Origin of the sequence: Hymenobacter busanensis, assembly GCF_008727865.1 — a bacterium.
GTDB classification, from domain to species: domain Bacteria; phylum Bacteroidota; class Bacteroidia; order Cytophagales; family Hymenobacteraceae; genus Solirubrum; species Solirubrum busanense.
The window spans coordinates 69543-94604 of sequence record NZ_VTWU01000008.1 but is presented as its reverse complement, the minus strand read 5'-3'; the positions used below and the strand labels follow the sequence as shown (position 1 = coordinate 94604).

The window sequence follows — 25062 nt, the reverse complement described above, 5'->3', positions numbered from 1 at the left end:
TTGTAGTGCTTTTCCAGAACCAGCTAACAGCCATCAGCCAGTAGCTAATAGCCAAAAAAATGTTCAGCAAATTCATTCGACGGCCGGTTTTCGCCATCGTTATTTCGGTGTCCATTCTGCTTTTGGGCGGGCTGGCCATCGTGCAGCTGCCCACGTCGCAGTTTCCCGAAATTTCCCCGCCGCTGGTCATGGTCAGCGCCTCGTACCCCGGCGCCAGCGCCAAGGTGCTGACCGAGTCGGTACTCATTCCCTTGGAGCAGGCCGTCAACGGCGTGCCGGGCATGAAATACATGACCTCCGACGCCGTATCGGCCGGCGAGGCCAACATCCAGATTGTGTTCAACCTGGGCACCAACCCGGACCAGGCCGTGGTGAACGTGAACACCCGCATTGCGCAGGTGCTCAACCGCCTGCCGCTGCTGGTGCAGCGCGAAGGCGTGGTGGTAAACCGCGTGGTGCCCAACATGCTGATGTACGTGAACTTGTACTCGAAAGACAAGAACACGGACATGAAGTACCTGTTCAACTTTGCCGGCGTGAACATGCTGCCCGAGCTGCAGCGCCTCAACGGCATTGGGCGGGCCAGCATTCTGGGCAGCCGCCAGTACGCCATGCGCGTGTGGCTCAAGCCCGACCGCATGCGCGCCTACAACATCTCGGTCGACGACGTGATGAAGGCGCTGGAAGAGCAGAGTGTTATCGGCTCGCCGGGCCGCATCGGCCGCTCCGACGGCAAGCAGGCGCAGTCCTTGGAGTACGTGCTCAGCTATCAGGGCCGCTTCAACGACGTGGAACAGTACAAAAACGTGGTGTTGCGGGCCAACGCCAACGGCGAAAGCCTGCACCTACGCGACGTGGCCACCGTGGAGCTGGGCTCGGAGTACTACGACATCTACTCCAACCTGAATCAGTATCCGTCGGCGGCCATCGTGCTCAAGCAGACCTACGGCTCCAACGCCTCCGATGTGATTAAGGAAGTGAAAGCTAAGCTGGAAGAGCTGAAGAAAACCAGCTTTCCGCCCGGCATGGACTACAAAATCACCTACGACGTGTCGAACTTCCTCGACGCCTCGATTGAGAATGTAATTCACACCCTGCGCGACGCCTTTATTCTGGTGGCCCTGGTGGTGTTCCTGTTCCTGGGCGACTGGCGCTCCACGCTCATTCCGGCCCTGGCCGTGCCCGTGTCGCTGGTCGGCTCGTTCATTGCCATGCAGGCATTCGGCCTCACCATCAACATGATTACGCTGTTTGCCCTGGTACTTTCCATCGGCATCGTGGTCGACAACGCCATTGTGGTGATTGAGGCCGTGCACGCCAAGATGGAGGAAGAGCACCTCTCGCCCTACAATGCGGTGCGCAAAGTGGTGGGCGAAATCAGCGGCGCCATCATTGCCATTACCATCATGATGACGGCCGTATTTGTGCCGGTGTCGTTCATGACCGGCCCGGTGGGTATTTTCTACCGCCAGTTTTCCATCACCATGGCCACGGGCATTGTCATTTCGGGCCTCGTAGCCCTAACGCTGACGCCGGTGCTTTGCGCCATGATTCTGAAAAACCACCACGGCCAACCCAAGAAGCAGACGCCCCTGCAGCGCTTCTTCGACTGGTTTAACCGCGGTTTCGAGAAGCTCACCAACGCCTACGTGCGCCTGCTGACGCTGATTGTGGCCAAGCGCTACATCACCCTGGGCCTGCTGCTGGCCTTCGGGCTGGGCATCTGGGGCATCACGGCGGGGCTGCCGGCGGGTTTTATCCCGAGCGAAGACCAGGGCCTGATTTACGCCATTGTGCAGACGCCGCCCGGCACCACGCTGGAGCAAACCAACGCGGTGTCGCAGCGCCTGGCCGGCCTGGCCAAGGACATTCCCGGCATTGCCAACATCTCTTCGCTGGCCGGCTACGAAGTGCTGACTGAAGGCCGCGGCTCCAACGCCGGCACCTTGCTGCTCGACCTGAAACCGTGGTCGGAACGCAAGGAATCCATTGCCGACATCATCGAAAACCTGGAGAAGAAGGCGCACGAGATTCCCGGCGCGACCATCGAATTCTTCGAGCCGCCGGCGGTGCCGGGCTACGGCGCGGCGGGCGGTTTTCAGCTGCAGCTGCTCGACAAAACCAACTCCGGCGACTACAAAGCCCTGGAAAAGGTGAATGCCGAGTTCATGGCCAAGCTCAAGAAGCGCAAGGAGCTGGCCGGCCTGTTCACCTTCTTCTCGGCCAATTACCCGCAGTACGAGTTGAAAATCGACAACGACCTGGCCATGCAGAAAGGCGTGAGCATCGGCAACGCCATGAACACCCTGTCGGTGCTGGTGGGCTCAACCTACGAGCTGGGCTTCATCAAGTACCAGCGCTTCTTCAAGGTGTTTGTGCAGGCCTCGCCCGAGTACCGCAAGCTGCCCGAGGATGTGCTGAACATGTGGGCCAAAAACGACAAGGGCGACATGGTGCCGTTCTCGGCCTTCATGAAAATCGTGAAGACCCAGGGCGCCAACGAAATCAACCGCTACAACATGTACACCACGGCCTCCATTCGGGGCGGCGCAGCCCCCGGCTACAGCTCGGGTGAGGCCATCAAGGCGGTGCAGGAGGTAGCTAAAGACTTGCCCCACGGCTACGACATCGACTGGGGCGGCCTCTCGAAAGACGAAGTGGGCCGCGGCAACGAATCGACCATCATTTTCCTGGTGGTGCTCGTGTTCGTGTACCTGGTACTGGCCGCGCAGTACGAAAGCTTTATGCTGCCGCTGGCCGTTATTTTCTCGCTGGTAGCGGGCGTGTTCGGCTCGTTCCTGTTCATCAAAATGTTTGGTCTGGCCAACGACATTTACGCCCAGGTGGGGCTGGTGATGCTCGTGGGTCTGCTGGGTAAGAACGCGGTGCTGATCGTGGAATTCGCGGCCCTGAAGCACGAAGAAGGACTGTCGGTGAGCGAGGCTGCAATCGAAGGCGCCAAAGTGCGTTTCCGCCCCATTCTGATGACCTCGTTTGCCTTTATTGCCGGCCTGATTCCGCTGGTGGTGGCCACCGGCGCCGGGGCCATTGGCAACCGCACCATCGGCTCGTCGGCCTTGGGCGGCATGCTGTTCGGCACCGTGTTCGGCGTCATCATCATCCCCGGCTTGTACTACTTGTTCGGCACCCTGGCCGGCAGCAAAAAACTGATTCGGGACGAAAACGAAGCCCCGATCCTCGAAGGCGTAGAGCCCCGCGTGACACTGGAAGAAATGGAGCCCTATGCGTAAGTACCGTTTGTATAGCTACCTGGGCGCTGCCAGCCTGGCGCTGGCGGTAGGCGCCTGCAAAACCCCGCAGCTGGCGGTGAAAACCGAGAACAAATCCGTGCCGGTGAGTTTCGGCACCGCCCAAGACTCGGCCAACTCGGCCCGCCTGCGGTGGAAGGAATTTTTCACCGACCCCAACCTAGTAGCCCTGATTGACACGGCCCTGCAGCGCAACCAGGAGCTGAACATCACGCGCCAGGAAATTGACATTGCGCAGCAGGAAGTGCGGGCCCGCAAAGGCGAGTACCTGCCCTCCGTGGGCCTGGGCGCCGGTGCCGAGGTAGAAAAAGCCGCCCGCTACACCCTGCCCGGTGCTACCGAAGAAAACGTCGACATCAAGCCGGAGCGCCGCACGCCCGATCCGCTGACCAACTTTCAGGTGGGGGCCTACGCCCGCTGGGAAGTGGACATCTGGCACAAGCTGCGCAACGCCAAAAAAGCCGCCGCGCTGCGCTACCTAGCTTCGGTGGAGGGCAAAAACTTCACCGTGACCAACCTGGTGGCCGAAATTGCCAGCTCCTACTACGAGTTGCTGGCCCTCGACAACCAGCTGGCCATCATCCGGCAGAACCTCGACATTCAGGGCAACGCGCTGAAGGCCGTGCGGCTGCAGAAGGACGCGGCCCGGGTAACCGAGCTGGCCGTGCGCCGCTTCGAGGCCCAGGTGCACCACACCCAGGCCATTCAGTACGACATCCAGCAGCGCATCGTGGAGACGGAAAACCGCATCAATTTTCTGGCCGGCCGCTACCCGCAGCCGGTGGTGCGCAACGCCGCTTCGTTTAACGACCTGGTGCCGAAAGCCATGCAGGCAGGCGTGCCCGCCCAGCTGCTGCAGAACCGCCCCGACATCCGGCAGGCCGAGCAGAACCTGGCCGCCGCCAAGCTGGACGTGCAGGTGGCCCGCACCAACTTCTACCCGCGGCTGGACATCACGGCTGCCGTGGGGGCGGCCGCGTTTAATCCCACGCTGCTCACCACCTTGCCCGAGTCGATGCTCCTGTCGCTGGCCGGCGACCTAGCCGCGCCGCTGTTCAACAAGAACGGCATCAAGGCCCTGTACTACAGCGCCAACGCCCGCCAGACGCAGGCCGTGTACAACTACGAGCGCACCGTGCTGAACGCCTACATCGAGGTAGCCAACCAACTGGCCAGCATCAGCAACCTGGAAAAAAGCTACGGCGAAAAAGCCAAGGAAGTGCAGGCCCTGAACGAGTCGAGCACCATTTCCAACAGCCTCTTCAGCTCGGCCCGCGCCGATTATACCGAGGTGCTCTTCACCCAGCGCGACGCCCTGGAATCGAAGTTCGACCTGATTGAAACCAAGCTCCAGCAGCTGAATGCCACGGTGAATGTGTACCGGGCGTTGGGTGGCGGCTGGCAGTAACGCTTCGTCGATAACTGGTAATTCGCAAAGCCCGTCTGGCTCCGCCAGCGCCCTGCCAAGCCGGGTGTTGGTTGGGGCCGAACGGGCTTTGCCGTACCGACTGTCTACCTTTGCCGCGCCTTCCACCCAAGCCGCCCGCATGATTCAAACCGTCATTTTCGACATGGACGGCGTGCTCGTTGACACCGAGCCGCTGCACCACGACGCCTTTTTTCGCCATTTCGCCGAGCTGGGTATTCCAATGTCGGCCGAGGAGTACGCCACGTTCCTGGGCTCGTCTACGCGCAACGTCTACCAGCAGCTTAAGCAGGAGTTTGGCCTCGTTGGCGACGTGGAAACGCTGATGCTGCGCAAGCGGGAACTGTTCGGCGCTGCCTTCGATGCCGACACCGAGCTGGACCTGTTGCCCGGCGCGCGGGAACTGGTGCTCGATCTGCACCGCGCGGGCGTGCCGCTGCAGCTGGCTTCGTCGGCTTCCAAGGAAACCATTGCCCGGGTGTTCACGCGCTTCGGCCTGTACCCGTACTTCGACAACCTCGTGAGCGGGGAGGACTTTCCGCGCTCCAAGCCCGACCCGGCCATTTTTCTGCACGCGGCGAAGCTGGCCGGCGTAGCCCCCCAACACTGCCTGGTCATCGAAGACTCGGCCAACGGCGTAACGGCCGCCAAAGCCGCCGGCATGTACTGCATCGGCTACCGCAGCGAGCATTCAGAAGGGCAGGACCTGCACCACGCCGACCGCATCGTGTCGCACCTCGGGCAGTTAGACGCCGCCCAGATTGTGGGTTTTGATCAGAAGCAGAAACCGTAGCTGCTTGCCATGACCAGCCGTCCGTTGAACCTGCCCGAGCTAGGACTGCTTATTTACTTGCTGCGCGACCATGCGCAGGCTGAGCAGTTGCTGGGGCAACTGCACGCGGCCCAGGTGGCCGACATCACGGCCAGCGGCGTTGGGAGCTTGCGGTTCGTCAGCTCCCACCCCGAGCAGCGCCTGGGCGAGCGGGTTGCCAGCACGCAATTTCTCGACGAAGACGGTGTGCCGGTGCTCGTGTCGCTGTATCTGGATCAGCAAGGCAATTTATTCGAGCTGGATTGCTGGAAGGTAGATGACGCGCCGGTGCGGCGAATTCCGGCGTTTTAATCCGCCTCCACCGCTCTTACTTGCAGCCGTCTTTGCGCCGCGTGTCGATGACGTAGACAATGCGCCAGCCCGCGGCCAGTTTCACCAGTTGAAACGAGTTGTAGCCGCAGTGGCTGAACTTGTTGCCGAGGTAGAACTGGTAGGGCGTCCATACGCTGGCCAACTGCCCGTCCAGCAGCACCCGCTCGAACGTGATGCGCTCATCCCACACTTCCTTGTGCGGCGTACCCACAGCCTGCAGAAACTCTTTCGGGCTTTCGGCCAGCACCTGGGTTTGGCCACCGCGGGCACTGATGGTGTGCAGCACCACGGCCGGGGCGAGGGTGCCGCGCACCATGGCGCTGTCGCCTTTGCGCAGGCCCTCGAAAAAACGGGTGACGGTCTGTTTCACGGCCTCGGTTTCGGCCGCTGCGGGAGCAGATTGGGCCATAGCGGCGGGAGCAAGCAGGAGCAGAGCGGGGAGGAGCGGTAGTTTCATGCCGGGAAATTTAGGAATACCGCATAGGCACCGCCGGACAATCGACGTTGCAGCGTCGGTGGCCAGGGAGTCAAAATAGGCCAGTGCCGTTCGGTTTTTCTTGCCGGGCAGCCGGCAACTATCCGGTCGCACCGGCTGTTATCAACCCGCCAAGGCAGTGGTTACGCAGCGCGTTTTGCTACCTTCGCTTTTCCCGCCGCTTTTAATTTTCTGCCTCATGCGTACCAAAGGTTTGTTTGATTTTGGCCCGGTTCTCACGTATTTCTTCCGCAAGAAAGACCCGAACCGCCACACCAATTTCAACCTGCGCACCATGCACACCATCAATAAGATATCGATGCTGATGTTCCTGGCGGGTTTGATTTTCATGCTCTTCAAGTTCGTTATCCTGCGCTAACTGGCCCGCCGTTCGTCGCCGTTATGAACATCGAAGAATTCCGCGACTACTGCCTCGCCAAGCCCGGCACCACCGAGGAAACGCCCTTCGGCCCCGATACGCTGGTGTTTAAGGTCGGCGGCAAAATCTACGCCCTCACCAGCATCGACGACTTCGGCAGCGTGAACCTGAAGTGCGAGCCGGAGCGCGCCGTCCAGCTGCGCGAGGAGTTCGACTTCGTGGTGCCCGGCTACCACATGAACAAGAAGCACTGGAACACGGTGCTCATCGGTACCGGTGTCACCCTGCGGCAGCTGCGCGAGTTTATCGACCATTCCTACGACCTGGTGCGTGCTTCCCTGCCCCGGGCCGTGCAGGCCGAGCTGGCCGAAGCCGAGAAGGAGTAAGTCTGACCCGTCGAACATTGCTGTAACCTATTTGGTTACACCCCTAAAGCCGACTTGCGTCGGTCCTGACTTTCCGCTTTCAATGCAGATCAGCAGCCGCTTTTCCGTCGCCGTGCACGTGCTGGCTTTGCTGGCCCTGCACCAACCCGCCCAGGATAGCCTGCTGACTTCCGAGCGGATGGCCGGCAGCGTCAACACCAACCCGGTGGTTATCCGCCGCATCCTGGGCCAGCTCAAAAAGGCCGGGCTGGTAGAGGTGCGCCCCGCCTCGGGCGGCACTTTCCTCTCGCGGCCCGCCGCCGCCATCAGTCTCCTCGACGTGTACCAGGCCACCGAGGTGGTGGAGGCCGGGCAGCTGTTCAGCATCCACGAGCAGCCCAACCCGGCCTGCCCGGTGGGCCGCAACATCCAGACGGCCCTGAACGAGACGCTGCAACGGGCCCAAACCGCCCTGGAGCAGCAGTTAGCGGGCGTTACGCTGCAGCAGGTGGCCCTGGATATTGCCGCCAAGGCCGCGGTAGGCGTGAACTGAAATTTTTTTGTCGCATATTGTAACAATTATGGTTACAATAGGTTGTTCCTTTGCAACACCAACTCTAACCCCAGAACCCATGAACATTGCCCTCCTCGGCGCCACCGGCTTTGTCGGCTCGAACCTGCTGCGCGAAGCCCTGCAGCGCGGCCACCAGGTCACGGCCATCGTGCGCGACCCGAGCAAAATCACCGAGCAGCCCGCCGGCCTCACCGTGGTGCCGGGCGACGTGAACCAGCCTGCGCAGCTGGCCGAGCAGCTGAAAGGCCACGACGTGGTCGTCAACGCCTTCAACGCCGGCTGGACCAACCCCAACCTGTACGACGACTCCCTGACCGGCAACCGCGCCATCGAAAAAGCCACCGAGCAAGCCGGCGTGCCGCGCCTCGTGGTTATCGGCGGGGCCGGCAGCCTCTACATAGGCGATGCGCAGCTGGTCGATGGCCCGCAGTTTCCGGCCGAGTACAAGCCCGGCGCCACCGCCGCCCGCGACTACCTCACCGAGCTGCGCAAGAATGACAAGCTAGACTGGACCTTCGTCAGCCCCGCCATCGAAATGCACCAGGGCATCGACACCGGCCGCACCGGGCAGTACCGCCTCGGCACCGAAAACCCGGTGTTCAACGAGCAGGGCCGCAGCATCCTCTCGGGCGAAGACCTGGCCGTGGCGGTGCTCGACGAGGTGGAAAAGCACCAGTTCAGCCGGCAGCGGTTTACGGCGGCGTATTAAGTCGGCAAAGCGACGAAACAAGTACGTCATCCTGAGCAAAGCGAAGGACCTTCCTCGAAACCTGCACTGACACTAATGCCAATGCGCGGACGCCAATCGGCTGGACGACAAAAGCGCAGCCACCAATGCCCTCGTACGGGCCACGGCGGCTGCGCTTCAGATTTTACGCCGCAACGGCAAGCTCCAGTGCCTGGACTCAAGCGGTGGTGCAGGGTGGGAGCAAGGTCCTTCGCTGCGCTCAGGATGACGTTCTATTTTCAATCGTTTTGAAAGCAAAAAGCCCGCTGGTGCAACACCAGCGGGCTTTTTCGTGCCTGATACATCAGCAGCTTACACCACCACGTTCACCATGCGGCCGGGCACCACGATGACCTTCTTGGCGGGCTTGCCCTCGGCAAAGCGGGCCAGGATGTCGGTGGCGCGCACGGCGGCCTCGATGTCGGCCGCCGAAGCGTCAGCGGCAAACTGCATCTGCTCCCGCACCTTGCCGTTGATGGCAATGGGGTAGTTCACCGTGTCTTCCACCAGGTACTTCTCCTCGAACTCGGGGAATGGCGCGGTGCTGAGCGAGCCGACCGGGTGGCCCAGGGCTTCCCACAGCTCCTCCGCCAGGTGCGGGGCGTAGGGCGAGATGAGCACCGTCAGCGGCTCCAGGATGGCGCGCTTGCGGCAGTTCAGCGCCGACAGCTCGTTCACGCAGATCATGAAGGTGCTGACGGAGGTGTTGAACGAGAACCGCTCGATGTCCTCCTGCGCCTTCCGAATGGCCTTGTGCAGGGCTTTTAGCTCGGCCGGCGTCGGGGCTTCGTCGGTGACGGCCCAGTCGCGGTCTTCGGGGAAGTACAGGCGCCAGAGCTTGCGCAGGAAGCTCAGCACGCCGGTCATGCCCTGGGTATTCCACGGCTTGTACTGCTCCAGCGGGCCGAGGAACATCTCGTGCAAGCGCAGCACGTCGGCGCCGAAACGCTCCACCAGGTCGTCGGGGGTGGCCACGTTGAAGCGGTTCTTCGACATTTTTTCCACCTCCCAGCCGCAGACGTAGCGGCCGTCGTCTTCGAGGATGAATTCCGCGTTGGCGTAGTCGGGGCGCCAGCGGCGGAAGGCTTCCGTGTCGAGCACGTCGTTTTCGACGATGCTGATGTCCACGTGCAGGGGCGTGGTGTCGTACTGATCCTTTTTGCCGAGCGTCACGAACGTATTGGTGCCGTTGATGCGATACACGAAGTTCGAGCGGCCCAGGATCATGCCCTGGTTGATGAGCTTCTGGAAGGGCTCTTCGGTCGTCACCAGGCCGTAATCCTTCAGAAACAGGTGCCAGAAGCGGGAGTAGAGCAGGTGGCCGGTGGCGTGCTCGGCGCCGCCCATGTACAGGTCCACGTTCTGCCAGTACCGCTCGGCTTCTTCGCCCACGAACCGGTCCTCGTTCTTGGGGTCCATGTAGCGCAGGTAGTACCACGAGGAGCCGGCCCAGCCGGGCATGGTGCTCAGCTCAAACTCAAACTCGTTGCGGTACTTCCAGTCCTGGGCGCGGCCCAGCGGCGGCTCCCCGGTTTCGGTGGGCTTGTACTCGTCGATTTCGGGCAGCACCAGCGGCAAGTCCTGCTCGGCCACGCCGAAGGCCATGCCGTCGCGGTAGTAAATGGGAATCGGCTCCCCCCAGTAGCGCTGCCGGCCGAAGATGGCGTCGCGCAGGCGGTAGTTGATTTTGCCCTTGCCGATGCCCTTTTCCTCCAGGCGCTTGATGACTTCCTGGATGGCGGGCTTCACGTCGAGGCCGTTGAGGAAGTCGGAATTGACAATGCGGCCTTCCTTGGCCACGTAGGCCTCGCCGGCTTCCTCGTCAAAGCCTTCCACCACCGGTATAATCGGGAGGCTGAAGTGCCGGGCAAAGGCGAAGTCGCGGGTGTCGTGGGCGGGCACGGCCATGACCACGCCGGTGCCGTAGCCGGCCAGCACGTAGTCGGCCACCCAGATGGGCAGCTTTTCGCCGCTGAATGGATGCAGGGCGTAGGCGCCGGTGAATTCGCCGGTGATGGTCTTCACGTCGGCCATCCGGTCGCGCTCCGAGCGGTTTTTGGCGTACTCCACGTACTTGCTCACCGCCTCGCGCTGCGCTGGGGTGGTCAGCACATCAATCAGCTCCGATTCGGGGGCCACCGCCATGTACGACACGCCGAACAGCGTATCGGGGCGGGTGGTAAACACGGTCAGCGGCAGCTCGGGGTGGTTTTCGACCTCGAAGCGCACCTCAGCGCCCACGGAGCGGCCAATCCAGTTGCGCTGCATTTCCTTGACCGCGTCGGGCCAGTCGAGGTGGTCGAGGCCGTCGAGCAGGCGCTGGGCGTAAGCGGTGATGCGCAGGTTCCACTGGGGCATCAGGCGGCGCTCCACCGGGAAGCCCCCGCGCTCCGACACGCCGTCTTTCACCTCGTCGTTCGACAGCACCGTGCCCAGGCCGGCGCACCAGTTCACGTAAGTTTCCGATTGGTAGGCGAGGCGGTAGGGGTGAACGGCGGCAATTTTCTGGGCCTCCGTCATCATCTGCCACTGCCCGGCCGAGAAGTCGTGCACTTCCTCCTCGTCGCACACGGCGCGCACGCCCTTCGAGCCCTCAGCGGCAAACTTCTCCTGCAGGGTGCGAATTGATTCCGCTTTGTTGGTGTCGAGGTTGTACCACGAGTTGAACAGCTTCAGAAAAATCCACTGCGTCCACTTATAGTAGTCGGGGTTGGAGGTGCGGATTTCGCGCGACCAGTCGTAGCTGAAGCCCAGGGCCGAGAGCTGCTCGATGTAGCGGGTAATATTCTCGCGGGTGGTCTTCTCGGGGTGCTGCCCGGTCTGGATGGCGTACTGCTCGGCGGGCAGGCCGAAGGAGTCGAAACCCATGGGGTGCAGCACGTTGAAGCCGCGGTGGCGCTTGTAGCGCGACACGATGTCGGAGGCAATGTAGCCCAGCGGGTGCCCTACGTGCAGCCCGGCTCCCGAGGGGTAGGGAAACATGTCGAGCACGTAGTACTTGGGCTTATCGGAGTGGTTCTGGGCGCGGAAGGTCTGGTTCTGCTGCCAGAACTGCTGCCATTTCTTCTCTATCTCCTGCGGACGGTAGCCGGGCATAGGGCGGTTATTCGATTGCTGAAACCGCGAAGTTAGGACAAGCAGAAACTTGGGCGGATTTTTTATCCGGTAATCAGAATGCGAAGCCGATTTTCCTCGGCGGAAACGCCAACCTCTTCGGCGACGACATGGAGCACCTGGGTGAGGGCCCGCTCCACCGGAGCCTGCACTTTCTTCAGGCCCGTTTGAATGGCGCCGCTGATGCCGTCCAGGTTCAGCCACTTGGCCAGGAAGCCCAGCGCCACGGGCAGCAGGCGCACCAGCGTGGTTTCCACTGCTGCTGGGCACGGCCGCTTGTCTTACGTGGCCCTTTTCGGCTGGGCCGAGAGCTTGACCAGGTCGTAGTGGGCCACGAAGGCGTCCAGGTCCCAGTCGGGAATGTGCTGGGCCAGCAGCGGCAGTTTCCATGCAATGGTGTTGCTGGCCAACGAATCGGGCTGCAGGCGGAAGGGGCGGGCCTGCCCGGCGGGGCTGGCCAGCTCGAGCAGCAGCAGCAGCCAGTTCAGAAAGCCCCAGGTGAACTGCAGCAGCGAGATGTAGCCCTGCAGGTCCAGGTCCAGCGGCTCCAGGTCCCGGTCACTCTCGTCGTAGTAGTACAGCTGCGGGCTGCGCCGCTCGTCGTGGAGCAGGCCCACGCAGGCGTCGGGCTTGAACATGTCCACCGGCCGGAAGTCGTGGAGTTCGGGCGCGTCCTCGGGCAGCACCAGAAACTCGTCCGGGTCCAGCGGGCCGTAGATCCGCTCCACCGGCAGCAGGTTGATGCTGCCCTCCAGCCGCACGCCTCCGCGCGCCTGCCAATCAGCCCGTAGCCCGTTTATCTGACGTCCGTACGACAACACCACTTCCGGGATGCCCTCAGCCTGAAAGGCGGCCAGCTGCTTCTTTTTTAAGATGCCGTATGGCTGAGACCACGGCATCTCCATGTGCCTATCCAACTCATCATACACCGTAAACAAAACCCGGCGCATGTGCCATTCAACAAACGGAGGAGCGAATATCATACTATCAGCAGGAAATGAAGAGACCCGAAAGTAAAGCTTGGAAGGACATTACAAGGAGTACTTGATGCGCTTGGCATCACGCGCACCTTCCGCCGCTTTCTTGTCTTTGGCAAGGTCCAGTGAGTTCTTCGCAATGAAGTCCTAGATTTCGCGCCGGGAATTATTGATGATTACCCGGGGCTGGCCAGGTAGTCCGGGCTTGGTGGCATAGGCCCGCAGACCGCTCTGGTCAATGGGATTCTCGATGGTAAGGTTGAGGTCCAGCCCACCGGGGGGCAGGGGGGCGCGCCCGATGGGGTCGAGTTCCTGGATACGGCAGATGAGGCTGCGCGGCACGTATTGCTCGGCCTCCAGCAGGGCTTTCATGGTAGCATAGTTGGCAGTAGGTGTCTTGGTTTTCAGGGTAATAGCTCGACAATAAAGCAGCCGAAAAGCGGCTTTTAAATGCTCAGGCAACGATTTGGAGCATAAAAATTACGTACTAATAACCGGGCAATATCCGTAGTTGTGCTGCCCCAAAGCGAAAAGTGCCCGCGTTACTTTGTAATGAGCGGGCTGCCTGTCAAATGCGGCAACTAGGTACAACCTCAGGTGTGGTGTTGTACCGTGACAGGCGGTCCGCTTTTTTATGCCCTTTCGGGGCGTAGCAGCGGGTTATAGCCGTCCCAGGTGCCGTCGGTGCGCAGCACCCGAAACCGCGCAAACAGCTCTTCGGAGTACCACTTTTCCTGCCGCGTGCGCCTGACCACGTCTTTGTGGCGGCCGTCGTGCCCGGCGCCGTAGGCATACTGCCGCATCAGCGCCGCCGATTCCCACACGCTGAACGTGGCTTGCCGGATAAACGGCAGCTCGCCCAACCCAATACCGCCCACATAACCCGCTGCCGAAGTCACGGCGCGGCTCACGGGCGGCACCGCTCGCCAAAAGCTCCACGCCCGCAGCGGCCGAATGCTGGCCCGCGTGAGCACCGCTACAGGCCCGTCGGCGGCTTCCGCAACTTCGGTCACCTCGTAGGCAAACGGGTTTTGGCCGTCCCAGGCGCCGTGTGCCTGCAGCGGCTGCAGGTAGGCCGTCCACAGCTCGGTGCTGCGCTGCCGAAACTGCTGCCAACCAGTGTGCCCGCTGAAAAACGCCTGCGCGGCGGCTTCGCTGTCCCACACCGCCATCAGCCCGTAGCGGCACAGGTTAGGCCGCAGGCCAAAATCGAACCCCGACCCCAAAAGCTTGGCGAAGCGCAGGCCCGGCACCTGCCCGAACTGGCGCGGCAGCACGCCCATTTGGGCCAAGCCCCAGCGGCGGTGAGCGGGGTGCAGCGAAATGATGGTGAGCGTGGTGAGCGGCGAAGTGGGCGTGGCAGGCAAGCGAGAAGAGCTGAATGGACCCGCAAACAACAAAAAAGGGAGAGAACGAATTCTCTCCCTTTCGGATAGTAGCTAAGTAGGGCGCGGTGGACAAAACCATGTACGGGCGTTTGCGTCCCGTGGTTTCGGCGGGTGGCTTATTTCGTTTTCACCTGCGCGTGCTGGTTCACGTCGTCGTCTTTGCTTCGCTCGCCGGTGGCCACGGCGCGCACGTAGCCATAGGCGCGGCTGAGCAGCGACGAAGGTGAATCCCAGTACTCGGCTTTCTGAATTTCTACTTTCAGAATGCGGATGCTGGGGTCTTCCTTGCCCTTGGGAAACCAGGCGCGCATGTCTTCCGACCACAGCTCGTCGATTTTGGCCTGGTCGCGGTACACGCTGGCGTGGCCGGTTACGGAGGCGTACACGTTGTTGCCGGGGTGGGCGTAGCTCAGGTTCACGTGCTGGTCCTGCTTCACCTCGTACACCTTGGCCGAGTCGGCGTCGGTGAAGAACAGCAGGTTGCCGTCGGCTTCGGGCTTCTGGGTAAACATCGGGCGTGAATGCAGCTCGTTCTGCTCGTCGAAGGTGGTGAGCATGGCAATGCGCACGTCCTTGATTTTGTCGAGCAGCTTGGAAAGGTCGTGGGTAACGGGCGTTTGGTCGGCCATGAGATTGTTGGGAGGTTGGTGTGGATGTGCGGAAGGAGTAGAAGGGCTTACGGGCGGGTTGCGGCGCGGGTTGGCGACCCAGCCCAGCTTCCGCTACCTTGCCGCCGTGAACTTCCTCGCCCACCTGCTGCTCTCGGGCCCCAACGACGACCTCATCGTGGGCAACTTCGCCGCCGAAGCCGTGCGCGGCCGCGCCGCCCTCGAAGCCTACCCGGCCGCCGTGCAGCGCGGCATCCGCCTGCACCGCCTCATCGACTCGTTTACCGACAACCACCCGGTGGTGCGGCGCAGCACCGCCCGCCTGCGCGAGCAGGGCCTGGGCAAGTGGGCCGGCGTGGTGGCCGACGTGGGCTACGACCACCTGCTGGCCCGCGACTTTGCCCGCTACACCTACCGCCCGCAGGAGCCGCTGGCCGCGTTCAGTCAGCGCATGTACACCATTCTGCAAGCCCGCCACAACGAGTTGCCGGAGCGCTTGCAGCACATGTTTCGGTACATGCGCGAAGGCGACTGGCTAACCGGCTACGCCCAACCGGAAGGGCTGGCGCGGGCCTTGGACGGGCTCAGTCGGCGCGTGCCCGGCGCGGAGGTGCTGGCCACGGGCGGGGCCGCGTTTCTAGCCGAGCGGCCAGCTTATGAAATGGATTTCGAGGAGTTTTGGCCGGAGGTGCGGGCGGCGGTGGATGAGCTAATAAACACTTGAAATGAAAAGCACAGCACCGGTATTTGCTTCGCTGGATTTCTTTCTTCGAATAGAAATTAACCGCGTAACAAGGGCTGAGTTACTACTCATAATTGGTCTGCACCAAGTGTACCGTATGGCCCGCTATACCTGGGCCAGCAACGTGTATCGATTGGAATTCGACTACGCAAACGATGTGGTAGAGCTGTGGGACGATGTAATGGTTGCCTGTTGCGAGGCACAGACCCCTTTAGTTGTCACCATTAACGACTTTATTAAATCCCTCCAGGCATTCAGCCCCGATAGATGATGCGAATCAGGCATAAAAAAACGGGGCTGCGCGGCCCCGTTTTTTTATGCCTGTAAAGCTGGCAACAGCCTTAGTGGTGGTGCCCGCCTTCGCCGTGCACGTGGCCGTGGTCGAGTTCTTCTTTCGTTGCATCGCGCACGTCTACCACTTTGCCTTCGAAGTGCATGGTCATGCCGGCGAGGGGGTGGTTGAAGTCCATCTGCACGGTATCGTCGGTTACGGCTACCACTTTGCCTTGCAGCTGGTTGCCTTGGTTATCCGACATGGGCAGGTAGTTGCCAGCCTGCAGCATCTCGGTATCGATTTTGCCGTCGATTTCGAACACGTTCTTGGGCAGGTCCACGAGGGCGTTCTGGTCGTAGTCGCCGTAGCCGTCTTCGGGCGAGAGGCTGAAGGCGAAGGTGTCGCCGGGGTTTTTGCCTTGCAGCTGCTGCTCAAACTCCTCGGGCAAGCCGCTCATGCCAAACAAAAACACCATGGGCGAGTCGGCTTCGGCCTTTTCGACGAGCATTTTTTCCTGCTCGTCGTTGGTGACACTCAGGTCGTAGGTGAGGGTCACCACTTTGTTGTCGGCAATCTGCATGGGGTATCGGGGCTGGTTGAAAACCTTGTGTGAACTTGAAGGCAAGTACGGGAAAATAACGACGCCGTTGGGCGGCGCAGAGGCGTATCCGACTAAACGCCGTCACGCTCAGAGCGACAGGGAAACCGGGGGCGGCGCTACTGCTGAAATTCCCAGGCCGTGCGGTAGGCGCCGATGTCTTCCACGTAGTTGACGAAGTCGCGGTAGAAGGGGTGCGAGCTGAGCGTGGCCGAGTCGCCGACCATGAGGAGCTTGCGGCGGGCGCGGGTCATGCCCACGTTCATGCGGCGCACGTCGGCCAGGAACCCGATGTCGGAGGCGGCATTGGAGCGGGTGAGGGTAATGGCAATGACGTCGCGCTCCTGGCCCTGAAACGAGTCGACGGTGCCGATGCTGAGCTGGCGCTTGAGCAGCAGCTCGTGCAGCTCGGGAATATCCTCCACGCGGTCTTTCAGGTGGTTGATCTGGGCGCGGTAGGGTGCAATGACGCCGATACTGAGCGGGTGCTGGTCGTGGTCGTGGTCGTGGTCGTCGGGGTGGTAGTCCTGCAGCAGCTCCACGAGGCGGCGCAAGAGCAGGTTGGCCTCTTCGGGGTTGGCCACCGAGGGCGAGTCCAGAATGCCCAGCTCCTCAAAGCCGCAGCCGGCCGTGTCGATGAACTCCACCGCGCCGGGCTCGGGGGCAAAGCGCACGTCGTAGGCGTGCAGGTCGGCGCGGCGCACGCGCTCATCGGCCTGCAGCTTGCCGCCGTAGAATTGGTCGGAGCTGAAGCGCATGATGTCCTCGTGCATGCGGTACTGCACTTCCAGCATTTTCGCGGTTTCGGGCTGGCGCGTGATGCACTTCTCGAAGAGCGTTTCGCGCAGGCCCTGGGCGGCGGCTTTGTCGCTTTTCACGGTGGGCGGCAGCTGGCAATGGTCGCCGGCCAGCACCACGCGTTCCGTTTTCGTTATCGGAATCCAGCAGCCCGGCTCCAGGGCCTGCGCGGCTTCGTCGATGAATACCGTCTCGTAGGTGAGGTGGCGAATGGCGCGGTTGGCGGCGCCCACCAGCGTGCAGGTAATGACCTGCACTTTCTCCAGCAGATCTTCGGTGATGTACTTTTCGAGCTGATCCGACTCCTGCAAGAGTTGGTGGGCCTGCTCCTTGAGGTTCTGGCGCTGCTGCCGCTCTTCCCAGCCGTAGTTGCGCTTGTACTGGCCGGCCATCTGGCGGTATTGCTCGGCCGTCTGGCGCAGGCTGCGCATCTCGGGGTAGTGCTTGTGGGTCATCACCTGGGCATCCAGCGTGTGCTCCAGCAGCAAATCCGACACGCGCGAGGGGTTGCCCATGCGAATGACGTTAACGCCGCGCTCGGCCAGCTTTTCGGTGAGCAAGTCCACGGCCGTGTTGGAGGGCGCGCACACCAGCACGCGCCGCTCGCGCCGGATGGTTTCCAGAATGGCCTGCACCAGCGTGGTGGTTTTGCCGGTGCCGGGCGGGCCGTGGATGATGGCCACATCTTTGGCGGCCAGCACGTGCTGCACGGCGGCAGTTTGCGAGGCGTTGAGCGGGTTGGGGTAGTAGAGCTTTTCGGTCTGCTCCGCCGATTTGTATTCGGCCGGGCGGTGGCCCAGCAGCGTGTCGCGCAGCTCGGCGAGGCGGCCGTAGGCGCCCTGTACTTTCTGCAGGGCCAGCTCCATTTCGCGGTAGCTGACTTCGTCAAACGTCAAATCGAGGCCCAGCTTGCCGCCTTCTTCCACCCAGTCGGGCAGGTCTTCCTTGTTGGTGGCAAGGGTGATTTTGTTGCGCCGCACGCTCGTCACCACGCCTTGCAGGGTGGGCTTGTCGGTGCCGGCACGGCCGGGCACGTTGCCGAACAGGGCGGCGTTTTTGCCCACCTGAAACAAATGCAGCTGCTGGCTCTGGCCGCTGGGACGCTCCAGCTCCAGCACCAGCTTGCCGCCAAAGCCGATGTCTTCCTTCGAGATTTTGACCGGGTACCAGCTCAGGCCGCGGTGCACGCGCTCGGCAATGGTGCTTTTGGCGTTGCGGATGCGGTATTGCTCCAGGTCTTCTTGCTGCTCCACGCGCAGCAGGCCGGCTACGCGTTTCAGCTCGTCGTAAACGGGTTCGAGGGCGGGGGTAGTGGGGGTAGCTTCAGCCAAGCTTGTAATCTGAGGTGCGAAGAGTAAACCAGTTCAACAAGTGTTAAACGGCAAACGTGCGGCCGAAGGTCGGGGAGAAAATGGATTGCAACTCTTGAAAGATTATTTTGCCATACCTATATGTCTGACAAGCATTAGTTCTTAATATGATAACAAGAGTTCTTGCTGCCGTGCTAGCATCATGCTTATTACTTGCGTCTTGTATTAGACCCCGAGCTATGTCTTCTATAATACAGGTAGATAAACTTTACCAGACTGCCTTTCCTGCTAAACCTGAGTTCGATGGATTAGAAAATTGGTTGTCTGATTTTTTCTCAGTAAAAACGCAAGCCGAGGTTTTGCTTATCACTTCCGTGGGAGGAAAGCCGGATAAATTCAACTCTAAAAGGCTTATGGTAAATCAGACAGGCAGCTACTGCCTGAACCTCAACTATAAAGGGGAAATAGATACAACACAGCTTAGGCTAAACGATGACGCTACTGTGAGGAATATTCTCGGCAAAATTCCAACTGGTCATTATCTATCAATGGAACAAAACTCGGGTGCTCATGTTGCCCAAACAATACTCTTAGTCAGGCGAGGGAAAGAGGTCATATTTAGTTATATAGTAAGTAGAAATTGCTTCAATAACCTTGATGAGGCAGATCAGAACAAAATCAGAAGTGGTTACGAACTAGCATTAAGGCTAGAGAATAGATTTACTTCCAATTCTCGTCCCTAAGTATTGGAAAGTGCTCGGTGGGAGGAAGCGGCTACCCTTCCAGCGTAATTACAAACTCCGTGTATTCACCTGCCCGCGTTTCGGCGCGCAAGGTGCCGCCGTGGCCCTTGGTCACGATGTCGTGACTGAGAGACAGGCCCAAGCCTGTGCCTTCGCCTACGGGCTTGGTGGTGAAGAAGGGCTGGAAGATTTGCTCGTGCAGGTCGGCCGGAATGCCGGAGCCGTTGTCGCGCACCCGAATTTCCACCTGCCCGTTCAGCTGGCGGGTGCTGATGTGCACAGCCGGCGCGAAACCGGCTTCGGTGGTTTGCTCGCGCTGCCGCACGGCATGAAAGGCGTTGCTGAGCAGGTTCAGCAGCACCCGGCCCATATCCTGCGGAACGACGGCAACGGCGGGCAGCTGCGGGGAAAGGTCGAGCGACAACTGCGCGGGCACGCCGGGTGCCTGGCTTTGGTACGCCTCGTAGGCCAGGCGGGCGTGCTCGGTCACCAGGGCATTCAGGTCGGTGAGCTGGCGGTGCTGGAGGCCGGTGCGCGAATGTTCCAGCATGCCTTTGATGATGGACGAGGCCCGCAAGCCGTGCTGGCTGATTTCGTGCAGGTTCTGCTTGAGGCCGGCCACAATTTCCTGCTGCAGCGCGCCGGTGCCGGCGCCCTGGCCCGGGGGCAAGTGCTGCACGTTGTCGAGCATGGCGCTGCTCACTTCCGCAAAGCGCTTCATGAAGCTGAGCGGATTCTGCAGCTCGTGGGCAATACCGGTTGAGACTTCGCCCACAAAGGCCCACTTTTCGGCGGCTACCAGCTGTTGCTGCGCCTCGCGCAGCTGGGCCAGGGTGCGGCGGTTCAGCTGTAGTTGGCGGTAGAGCATCACGCCCAGCCCCGACACCAGCGCCACCACAAACAGCACGCTGCCCAGCAGATAGCTGCGCTGGCGCAGCTGCACGTGCTGCACGGCCTGGGCCTGCCGGAGCGCCGCAATCTGGGCGGTTTGGGCCTGCTCCAGCCGCTCGCCCTCGTACTGCGCCACATTGAAGCCGGCGTGGGCGGTGCTCATCGAATCGACGAGGGCGAGGTAGGTGCGGGTGAACTGCTGCACGCGCTCGGGCTGCTGACGCGCGTCGTAGAATCGGATCAGCTCCTGCAACAGCCCTGGCCGCAACATGTCGAAGTGCCCGGCCGATGCTTGCCGGTAGGCCGCCAGCCAGTGCGTTTCGGCGCGGCTGTAGTCGCCGCGGGCGGCGTAGTAGCGGGCCCAGGTTTCGTCGAGTAGAAACTCGCCGGGCCGGCCGGAAATAGGCAACTGCAACGAATCGGCCAGCTGCTGGGCGCGGCGCAGCAGAGGCGTTGCGGCACCGGCCTGCCCCATTTGAATGAGCACCGCGCTTTTGCGCACCAGCCCGTAGGCCGTGTACAGGGCGCGGTCGGCCGAGTCGCGGCGGCCGGCTTGCAGGGCCTGATCGGCGTAGCGCAGGGCCTCGGGCAACTGGCCCTGGCGTTGGTACACCCGCGAAAGGGCCTGCAGGGTATAGAAACGGCGCAGGCCTTCCAGGTTGTAGCGGTTTTCGAGGGCCACGGCCTGGTGCAGGTAATGCAGGGCTTTGCGGGTGTTGCCCCAGTCGGCGTAGGCCGAGCCGGCCACCATCAGCTCGTTGCTGTAGAGCATGCGGTCGAAATGCCGGAACAGGTCGGCCGCGTGCAGGTAGTGGCTGATGGCCTGGTTGAAGTCGCCGCGGTGGCGGTAGGAGCCGGCCAGCACGAGGTAGCAGGCCGCCGCGTTTTCCGCGGGCCCGTTCACCCGGTAGTAGTCGAGCTTTTGCCGGAAGTAGGTGAAGCGCGCCGCCGACTGGTGCAGGCGGTTGTAGAGCGGGGCCAGGTCGATGAGCAGGCGCGGAATGGGCCGGTGCACCTCATCGAACAGGTCGATGGCTTGGTGCAGCAGTTCCATGGCCTGCGCGTCGTGGGTGCCCTCCACCCACAGTTGCACGCCGCGGCGCAAGAGCCGGTAGGGACGGTCGTCGAAGCGCTGCAGTTCCTGGTTGAGCACGACCAGCTTGTCGAGCAGGGGCAGGGCTTCTTCGCGGCGCCGGGCTTCGGTCAGCTCCGTCACGTCGAGCAGGTGCACGAGGGTGCGCAGCCGGGCCGTGTCACTGGCCTGATAGGGCAGGGTGCTTCGAAGCGAGTCATAGTCGGCATTCCAATAGCCGCCGGCCCGCACGGGCCCCCCGAGCCACACCAAGAAAATCAGCGCCAGAAAGCGGAACAGGATTGTGCGCACGAACTACAGAAGCGTCGATAAGAAGAACAGGACCAGAAAGTCAGCGCGCGGCAGCGGGGTGCAGAACGAATGACTGGGCTGGCTTTTCCGGGAACTGGTGTTTCAAAATGGGAATAAATGTAAGCCATGAAGCTCCGTCAGACCGCATTGGCGAAGACATAAACTTCCAGTGGCAGGAATTTGGCTGCCCGACTGCTGCCCCGCTAACCGCAGCAAGTAGTCTGGCTGCGCATTTCTGCCTGCCGGGGCAAGTAGCAGCCCCGCAGCACGTGCCCTTCTGAACTCTAGCGGCTGCACCGGCTGAAGAAAACGGCAGCAAAGGCAGCTCATTGGCAAAAAGCAGGCACTATATAGAAAGAAATAATATTTGACATTAATAAGATTTTTTATAACATTAGCGTCATGCGTATTGCTTCCGATATCAATTGGTCCACGGTTAAAGCAGTCATCTTCGATGTAGATGGCACCCTATACCCGCAGGCACCGCTGCGCCGGAAAATGCTTGTGGATCTGGTCCGCTTTTATGCCCTGCGGCCCTGGCGGCTGCAAGAAATGCTGATGCTGCGGCGGTTTCGGGCCGAGCGCGAGAAGCGGCCGGCCTACGCCGCCGGCGACCTGGCCAACGCCCAATACGCCTGGTGCGCTGCCGGCACCAGTTATACGATTCCCGAAATCAAGCAGGTGGTGGAGCGGTGGATGCTTCGCCACCCCAATCAGTACCTGGCCGGGTGCATGTACCCCGGCACGGCGGCGTTTTTCGCGGCCCTACAGGCATACGGTATCAAAATCGGCATTTACTCCGACTACCCGGCCCACGATAAGCTGGCGGCCATGGGCTTGCCCGCCGATGCCGTCGTCAGCTCCACCGACGCGGCGGTAGACCGCCTCAAGCCCGACCCGCGCGGGCTGCTGTACCTGGCCGCGCAGTTTGACCTCGCGCCCGAGGAGTGCCTGTTCATCGGCGACCGGCCCGAACTCGACGGCCTGTGCGCCGCGCGGGCCGGCATGCCCTTTCTGCTCGTTGACCCGGCCCCAGCGGCCGGGATGCCCTTTTTCCACCAACTCCACCACCAACTCACCTCCCAGGTAAACGCCCCCCGTTATGAGCCAGACATCTTTATCGCCTAACACCGCCGCCGAGCCGGAGGTAGCCCTGGTGCCGGCCGGCCTACGCGATTACATTGCCATTGCGCGCCCCGATAACTGGGTGAAAAACGTGTTTATGATGCCCGGTGTGCTGTTTGCACTGCTGGTGTACCACCCCGGCCTGCACGCGGGCCTGCTCACCAACATTCTGCTGGGCGTGGTGAGTACCTGCCTGGTGGCGTCGGCCAACTACGTCATCAACGAATACCTCGACGCCGAATTCGACAAGTTTCACCCGCTGAAAAAGAAACGCACCTCGGTAGTGCGCGTGGTCAATCCGGTGCTGGTGTATGCCGAGTGGTTTTTGCTGGCTGTGGCCGGCTTTGCCCTGGCCTACCAAATCAGCATGCAGTTTCTGCTCGTGTCCATGTTCCTGCTGTTCATGGGCGTGATGTACAACGTGCGGCCGTTCCGCACCAAAGAGCGGGCCTACATCGACGTGCTGTCGGAGTCGGTGAACAATCCCATCCGGTTTGCGCTGGGCTGGTTTACCATCGCGCCGGGCATTGCCCTCGGCGACGCCACGGCCCTGCAGGTGCTCAACAGCTTCCCGCCGTCGAGCATCATTGTGGCCTACTGGATGGGCGGGGCGTTTCTGATGGCTACCAAGCGTTTCGCCGAGTACCGCCTCATCGACAACCCCGAGCTGGCTGGGCTCTACCGCCGCTCGTTTAAGTTCTACACCGAGCACAGCCTGCTGATTTCGATGTTCTTCTACGCCCTCACGTCGGCATTTTTCCTGGGCATTTTCCTCATCAAAAACCGCATCGAGCTGCTCATCAGCTTCCCGTTTTTTGCGCTGCTGTTTTCGTGGTATCTGCGCATCGGGCTGCTGAAAAACTCGCCGGTGCAGGGTTCCGAAAAGCTCTATACCCGCTACTGGTTTATGCTGTACGTGGTGCTGTTCTGCGCGCTGCTCACGTTCCTGCTGTTCGTCAAAATTCCGTGGCTGAACAACCTGCTGCAGGACCACTACAACCTGAGCGGCAACTAAGCCAGGCTTGGATAGCCCTTATTGCTATGCAACTGCTTTTCAGAACGGCCCACGCGCCCGTGGTGCCGACGGCCCCGGCCGTGGCCGCAGAAGTGCGCGCCCGGCAGCTCAATTACTACGCCCTGGCTTTGGCGGCAGTGCTGGCGCTGGGTACCTTCTTCCGGCTGTTTCACTACTTCCACAACCGCTCGTTGTTCATCGACGAGCTGTTTCTGAGCATCAACCTCATCAAGCTCGGCTTCCGGGACTTGCTCACCGGCCCGTTTATGTACGAGCAGAAAGCACCCATTGGCTACCTGTGGGCGGTGAAGCTGTGCGTGACGCTGTTTGGCAAGCAAGAAGCGGCGTTGCGCCTGTTTCCGCTGCTCTGCGGCCTGGGGGCGCTGTTTGGTTTCGTGCCCGTTGCGCGGCATTTTCTGCGGCCCTGGGGCGTGGTGGTTGCCGTGGGCATCCTGGCCTTGTCGGCGCCGTGCATCTACCATTCCGTGGAAGCCAAGCAGTACAGCACCGAGCTGTGCGCGGCGGTGCTGGCTCTGCTGCTTTACACGCGCTTTGGGGCGGCCTCGCGGGTAGGTCCACTGCTATTGTGGGGGCTGCTGGGTGCCGGGCTGCTGCTATTTTCTTTCTCGGTGATATTCGTGCTGGCCGGCATTGCCAGCGTCGTGGTTCTCGACACCGTGCTGCGGAAGGAGTGGAAGCGGGCGGCGCTGGCCTGCCTGCCGGGCGCCATTTGGCTCGTTGGCTTTGCGCTCCAATACCACTTTTTCATCAGCAAGTATCCGCAATCGGCTTGGCTCATTGATTTCTTTCGGACGCAGAACGACGGGTTTATGCCCGTGGCAGGGCCGCTGCTGGGCACCCTGAAATGGGTGGCCGCCAAGTTCTACTTCCTGTTTCTGCACCCTCTTGGCCTATTGCTGAGCCTCGACGGCCCCCTGCAGCCCCTGGCCGACGGCCCCTGGAAGCACCTCTTCAAAATGGGCTTTCTGCCCGCGGTGTTTACCACTGCCGGCTTGGTGCTGCTGGCCCGCAGGCAGCCGCTCACGTTGGCGCTGCTCACGTTGCCCATCGGGCTGGCGCTGGCCGCTTCGGCCCTTGCCATCTACCCCTTTTACGAGCGGTTTACCTTGGTTTTCGCGCCGGCGCTGGCTCTCATTCTGGCCTACGGCGTGCAGCGGATGCTGGCCCGGGAGCGGCGCTACCGCTTGGTGGCCGCAGCCGTAGCTGGTTTGGTGCTGCTGCCGGCTCTCGTCAATTCGGCCCGCCAGGTAGCCCGCCCAACGCTGATTATGAACGCCGAAACCAACCGGGACGTGCTGCTCTTTGTAAACGAGCATTTCCAGCCCGGCGACGCGGTATACGTGTTCTGGAACATGCGCCAGGCCTACGAGTACTACCAGGACGCCTACCAACTGAAGTACACGGCCATACCGGGGAGCCGGGTGAAAAACGGCACGCACAACCAAGCAGAATACTTCCAGCGCCTGCTGCCCGATTTCCAGGGCCTAGCCGGCAAGAAGCGCCTCTGGTTTATCTACAACGACGTCAACCGAGACGCCATCGGGGATTTTGCAGGCCGGCCGGCGTGGTACCACCGCCCCGAGTTCAACCCCAGCGGCATGCTGAAAACCTATTTTGCTCAGCGCGGCCGGGCAGTGCTGCATTACCAGTCGCCTCGGGAGCCGCACCCGGCCACGCCCCACGCCGCCGAGCTGTTCGTGCTGAACGACTAAAAC

General features: G+C 61.5%; 23 protein-coding genes. 13 read left to right on the top strand and 10 right to left on the bottom strand.

Annotation, left to right across the window (positions count from 1 at the left end):
• The first annotated feature begins 59 nt into the window (after positions 1 to 59).
• The 4 genes from F0P96_RS19180 to F0P96_RS19165 all read left to right on the top strand — a co-directional run bounded on the left by F0P96_RS19180 (position 60) and on the right by F0P96_RS19165 (position 5818).
• Positions 60 to 3251: an efflux RND transporter permease subunit gene (locus tag F0P96_RS19180; protein WP_151080600.1), complete on the top strand. Its 3192-nt coding sequence runs from the start codon at positions 60 to 62 to the stop codon at positions 3249 to 3251.
• Positions 3244 to 4677, top strand: a complete 1434-nt coding sequence (locus F0P96_RS19175) for a TolC family protein (protein ID WP_151080599.1) — start codon at positions 3244 to 3246, stop codon at positions 4675 to 4677. The genes F0P96_RS19180 and F0P96_RS19175 overlap by 8 nt, the downstream gene beginning before the upstream one ends.
• 139 nt (positions 4678 to 4816) lie before the next feature.
• Positions 4817 to 5488 carry an HAD family hydrolase gene (locus F0P96_RS19170; RefSeq protein ID WP_151080598.1) on the top strand — a complete coding sequence of 224 codons (672 nt, stop codon included), beginning with the start codon at positions 4817 to 4819 and terminating at the stop codon, positions 5486 to 5488.
• 9 nt (positions 5489 to 5497) lie between these two features.
• Complete coding sequence (locus F0P96_RS19165; RefSeq protein ID WP_151080597.1) at positions 5498 to 5818, top strand: DUF6984 family protein; 321 nt, start codon at positions 5498 to 5500, stop codon at positions 5816 to 5818.
• Positions 5819 to 5834: 16 nt separating this feature from the next.
• On the opposite strand, the gene F0P96_RS19160 is transcribed toward F0P96_RS19165, so the two are convergent.
• Complete coding sequence (locus F0P96_RS19160) at positions 5835 to 6248, bottom strand: nuclear transport factor 2 family protein (RefSeq protein WP_160619933.1); 414 nt, start codon at positions 6246 to 6248, stop codon at positions 5835 to 5837.
• A 265-nt stretch (positions 6249 to 6513) separates the two neighbouring features.
• Between F0P96_RS19160 and F0P96_RS19155 the strand changes: the two genes are divergently transcribed.
• The 4 genes from F0P96_RS19155 (at position 6514) to F0P96_RS19140 (ending at position 8341) form a co-directional block, all read left to right on the top strand.
• Positions 6514 to 6693 (top strand): DUF6728 family protein, encoded by a 180-nt coding sequence (locus F0P96_RS19155; RefSeq protein ID WP_151080595.1) that lies wholly within the window; start codon positions 6514 to 6516, stop codon positions 6691 to 6693.
• A 23-nt stretch (positions 6694 to 6716) separates the two neighbouring features.
• Entirely contained in the window at positions 6717 to 7079 is a 363-nt protein-coding gene (locus F0P96_RS19150) for an MmcQ/YjbR family DNA-binding protein (RefSeq protein WP_151080594.1), read from the top strand.
• Between the two features lie 82 nt (positions 7080 to 7161).
• Positions 7162 to 7611: an Rrf2 family transcriptional regulator gene (locus F0P96_RS19145; RefSeq protein ID WP_151080593.1), complete on the top strand. Its 450-nt coding sequence runs from the start codon at positions 7162 to 7164 to the stop codon at positions 7609 to 7611.
• 79 nt (positions 7612 to 7690) lie between these two features.
• Positions 7691 to 8341: an NAD(P)-dependent oxidoreductase gene (locus tag F0P96_RS19140; RefSeq protein WP_151080592.1), complete on the top strand. Its 651-nt coding sequence runs from the start codon at positions 7691 to 7693 to the stop codon at positions 8339 to 8341.
• 330 nt (positions 8342 to 8671) lie between these two features.
• Here F0P96_RS19140 and leuS read toward each other — a convergent pair whose 3' ends face one another.
• From leuS to F0P96_RS19110, 6 genes are all read right to left on the bottom strand, one after another.
• Positions 8672 to 11455 carry a leucine--tRNA ligase gene (leuS, locus tag F0P96_RS19135; protein ID WP_151080591.1) on the bottom strand — a complete coding sequence of 928 codons (2784 nt, stop codon included), beginning with the start codon at positions 11453 to 11455 and terminating at the stop codon, positions 8672 to 8674.
• 62 nt (positions 11456 to 11517) lie between these two features.
• Complete coding sequence (locus F0P96_RS19130; protein ID WP_151080590.1) at positions 11518 to 11730, bottom strand: hypothetical protein; 213 nt, start codon at positions 11728 to 11730, stop codon at positions 11518 to 11520.
• Positions 11731 to 11754: 24 nt separating this feature from the next.
• Positions 11755 to 12456: a hypothetical protein gene (locus F0P96_RS19125; RefSeq protein WP_151080589.1), complete on the bottom strand. Its 702-nt coding sequence runs from the start codon at positions 12454 to 12456 to the stop codon at positions 11755 to 11757.
• Between the two features lie 141 nt (positions 12457 to 12597).
• A complete protein-coding gene (locus F0P96_RS19120; protein ID WP_151080588.1) occupies positions 12598 to 12822 on the bottom strand; it encodes a hypothetical protein in 225 nt (74 codons plus the stop codon).
• A 260-nt stretch (positions 12823 to 13082) separates the two neighbouring features.
• A complete protein-coding gene (locus F0P96_RS19115) occupies positions 13083 to 13817 on the bottom strand; it encodes a spheroidene monooxygenase (RefSeq protein WP_167291248.1) in 735 nt (244 codons plus the stop codon).
• Positions 13818 to 13954: 137 nt separating this feature from the next.
• Positions 13955 to 14467: a pyridoxamine 5'-phosphate oxidase family protein gene (locus tag F0P96_RS19110; protein ID WP_151080587.1), complete on the bottom strand. Its 513-nt coding sequence runs from the start codon at positions 14465 to 14467 to the stop codon at positions 13955 to 13957.
• Between the two features lie 106 nt (positions 14468 to 14573).
• Between F0P96_RS19110 and F0P96_RS19105 the strand changes: the two genes are divergently transcribed.
• Complete coding sequence (locus tag F0P96_RS19105) at positions 14574 to 15170, top strand: acyl carrier protein phosphodiesterase (RefSeq protein ID WP_160619935.1); 597 nt, start codon at positions 14574 to 14576, stop codon at positions 15168 to 15170.
• A gap of 359 nt (positions 15171 to 15529) precedes the next feature.
• Here the strand turns inward: F0P96_RS19105 and F0P96_RS19100 are convergent, their stop codons facing one another.
• Both F0P96_RS19100 and F0P96_RS19095 read right to left on the bottom strand, forming a co-directional pair.
• Entirely contained in the window at positions 15530 to 16042 is a 513-nt protein-coding gene (locus F0P96_RS19100) for an FKBP-type peptidyl-prolyl cis-trans isomerase (protein WP_151080585.1), read from the bottom strand.
• A 137-nt stretch (positions 16043 to 16179) separates the two neighbouring features.
• On the bottom strand, positions 16180 to 18189 hold the full coding sequence (locus tag F0P96_RS19095) for an AAA domain-containing protein (RefSeq protein WP_151080584.1): 2010 nt from the start codon (positions 18187 to 18189) through the stop codon (positions 16180 to 16182).
• 218 nt (positions 18190 to 18407) lie between these two features.
• Between F0P96_RS19095 and F0P96_RS19090 the strand changes: the two genes are divergently transcribed.
• Complete coding sequence (locus F0P96_RS19090; RefSeq protein WP_151080583.1) at positions 18408 to 18911, top strand: hypothetical protein; 504 nt, start codon at positions 18408 to 18410, stop codon at positions 18909 to 18911.
• Between the two features lie 31 nt (positions 18912 to 18942).
• Here the strand turns inward: F0P96_RS19090 and F0P96_RS19085 are convergent, their stop codons facing one another.
• Positions 18943 to 21186 (bottom strand): ATP-binding protein, encoded by a 2244-nt coding sequence (locus F0P96_RS19085; protein ID WP_151080582.1) that lies wholly within the window; start codon positions 21184 to 21186, stop codon positions 18943 to 18945.
• A gap of 402 nt (positions 21187 to 21588) precedes the next feature.
• Between F0P96_RS19085 and F0P96_RS19080 the strand changes: the two genes are divergently transcribed.
• The 3 genes from F0P96_RS19080 to F0P96_RS19070 are packed head-to-tail and all read left to right on the top strand — an operon-like array spanning position 21589 to position 25059.
• Positions 21589 to 22314: an HAD family hydrolase gene (locus F0P96_RS19080; protein ID WP_151080581.1), complete on the top strand. Its 726-nt coding sequence runs from the start codon at positions 21589 to 21591 to the stop codon at positions 22312 to 22314.
• Positions 22289 to 23326 (top strand): UbiA family prenyltransferase, encoded by a 1038-nt coding sequence (locus tag F0P96_RS19075; RefSeq protein ID WP_151080580.1) that lies wholly within the window; start codon positions 22289 to 22291, stop codon positions 23324 to 23326. The genes F0P96_RS19080 and F0P96_RS19075 overlap by 26 nt, the downstream gene beginning before the upstream one ends.
• 26 nt (positions 23327 to 23352) lie before the next feature.
• Positions 23353 to 25059: a glycosyltransferase family 39 protein gene (locus F0P96_RS19070; protein ID WP_151080579.1), complete on the top strand. Its 1707-nt coding sequence runs from the start codon at positions 23353 to 23355 to the stop codon at positions 25057 to 25059.
• Positions 25060 to 25062: the final 3 nt, after the last annotated feature.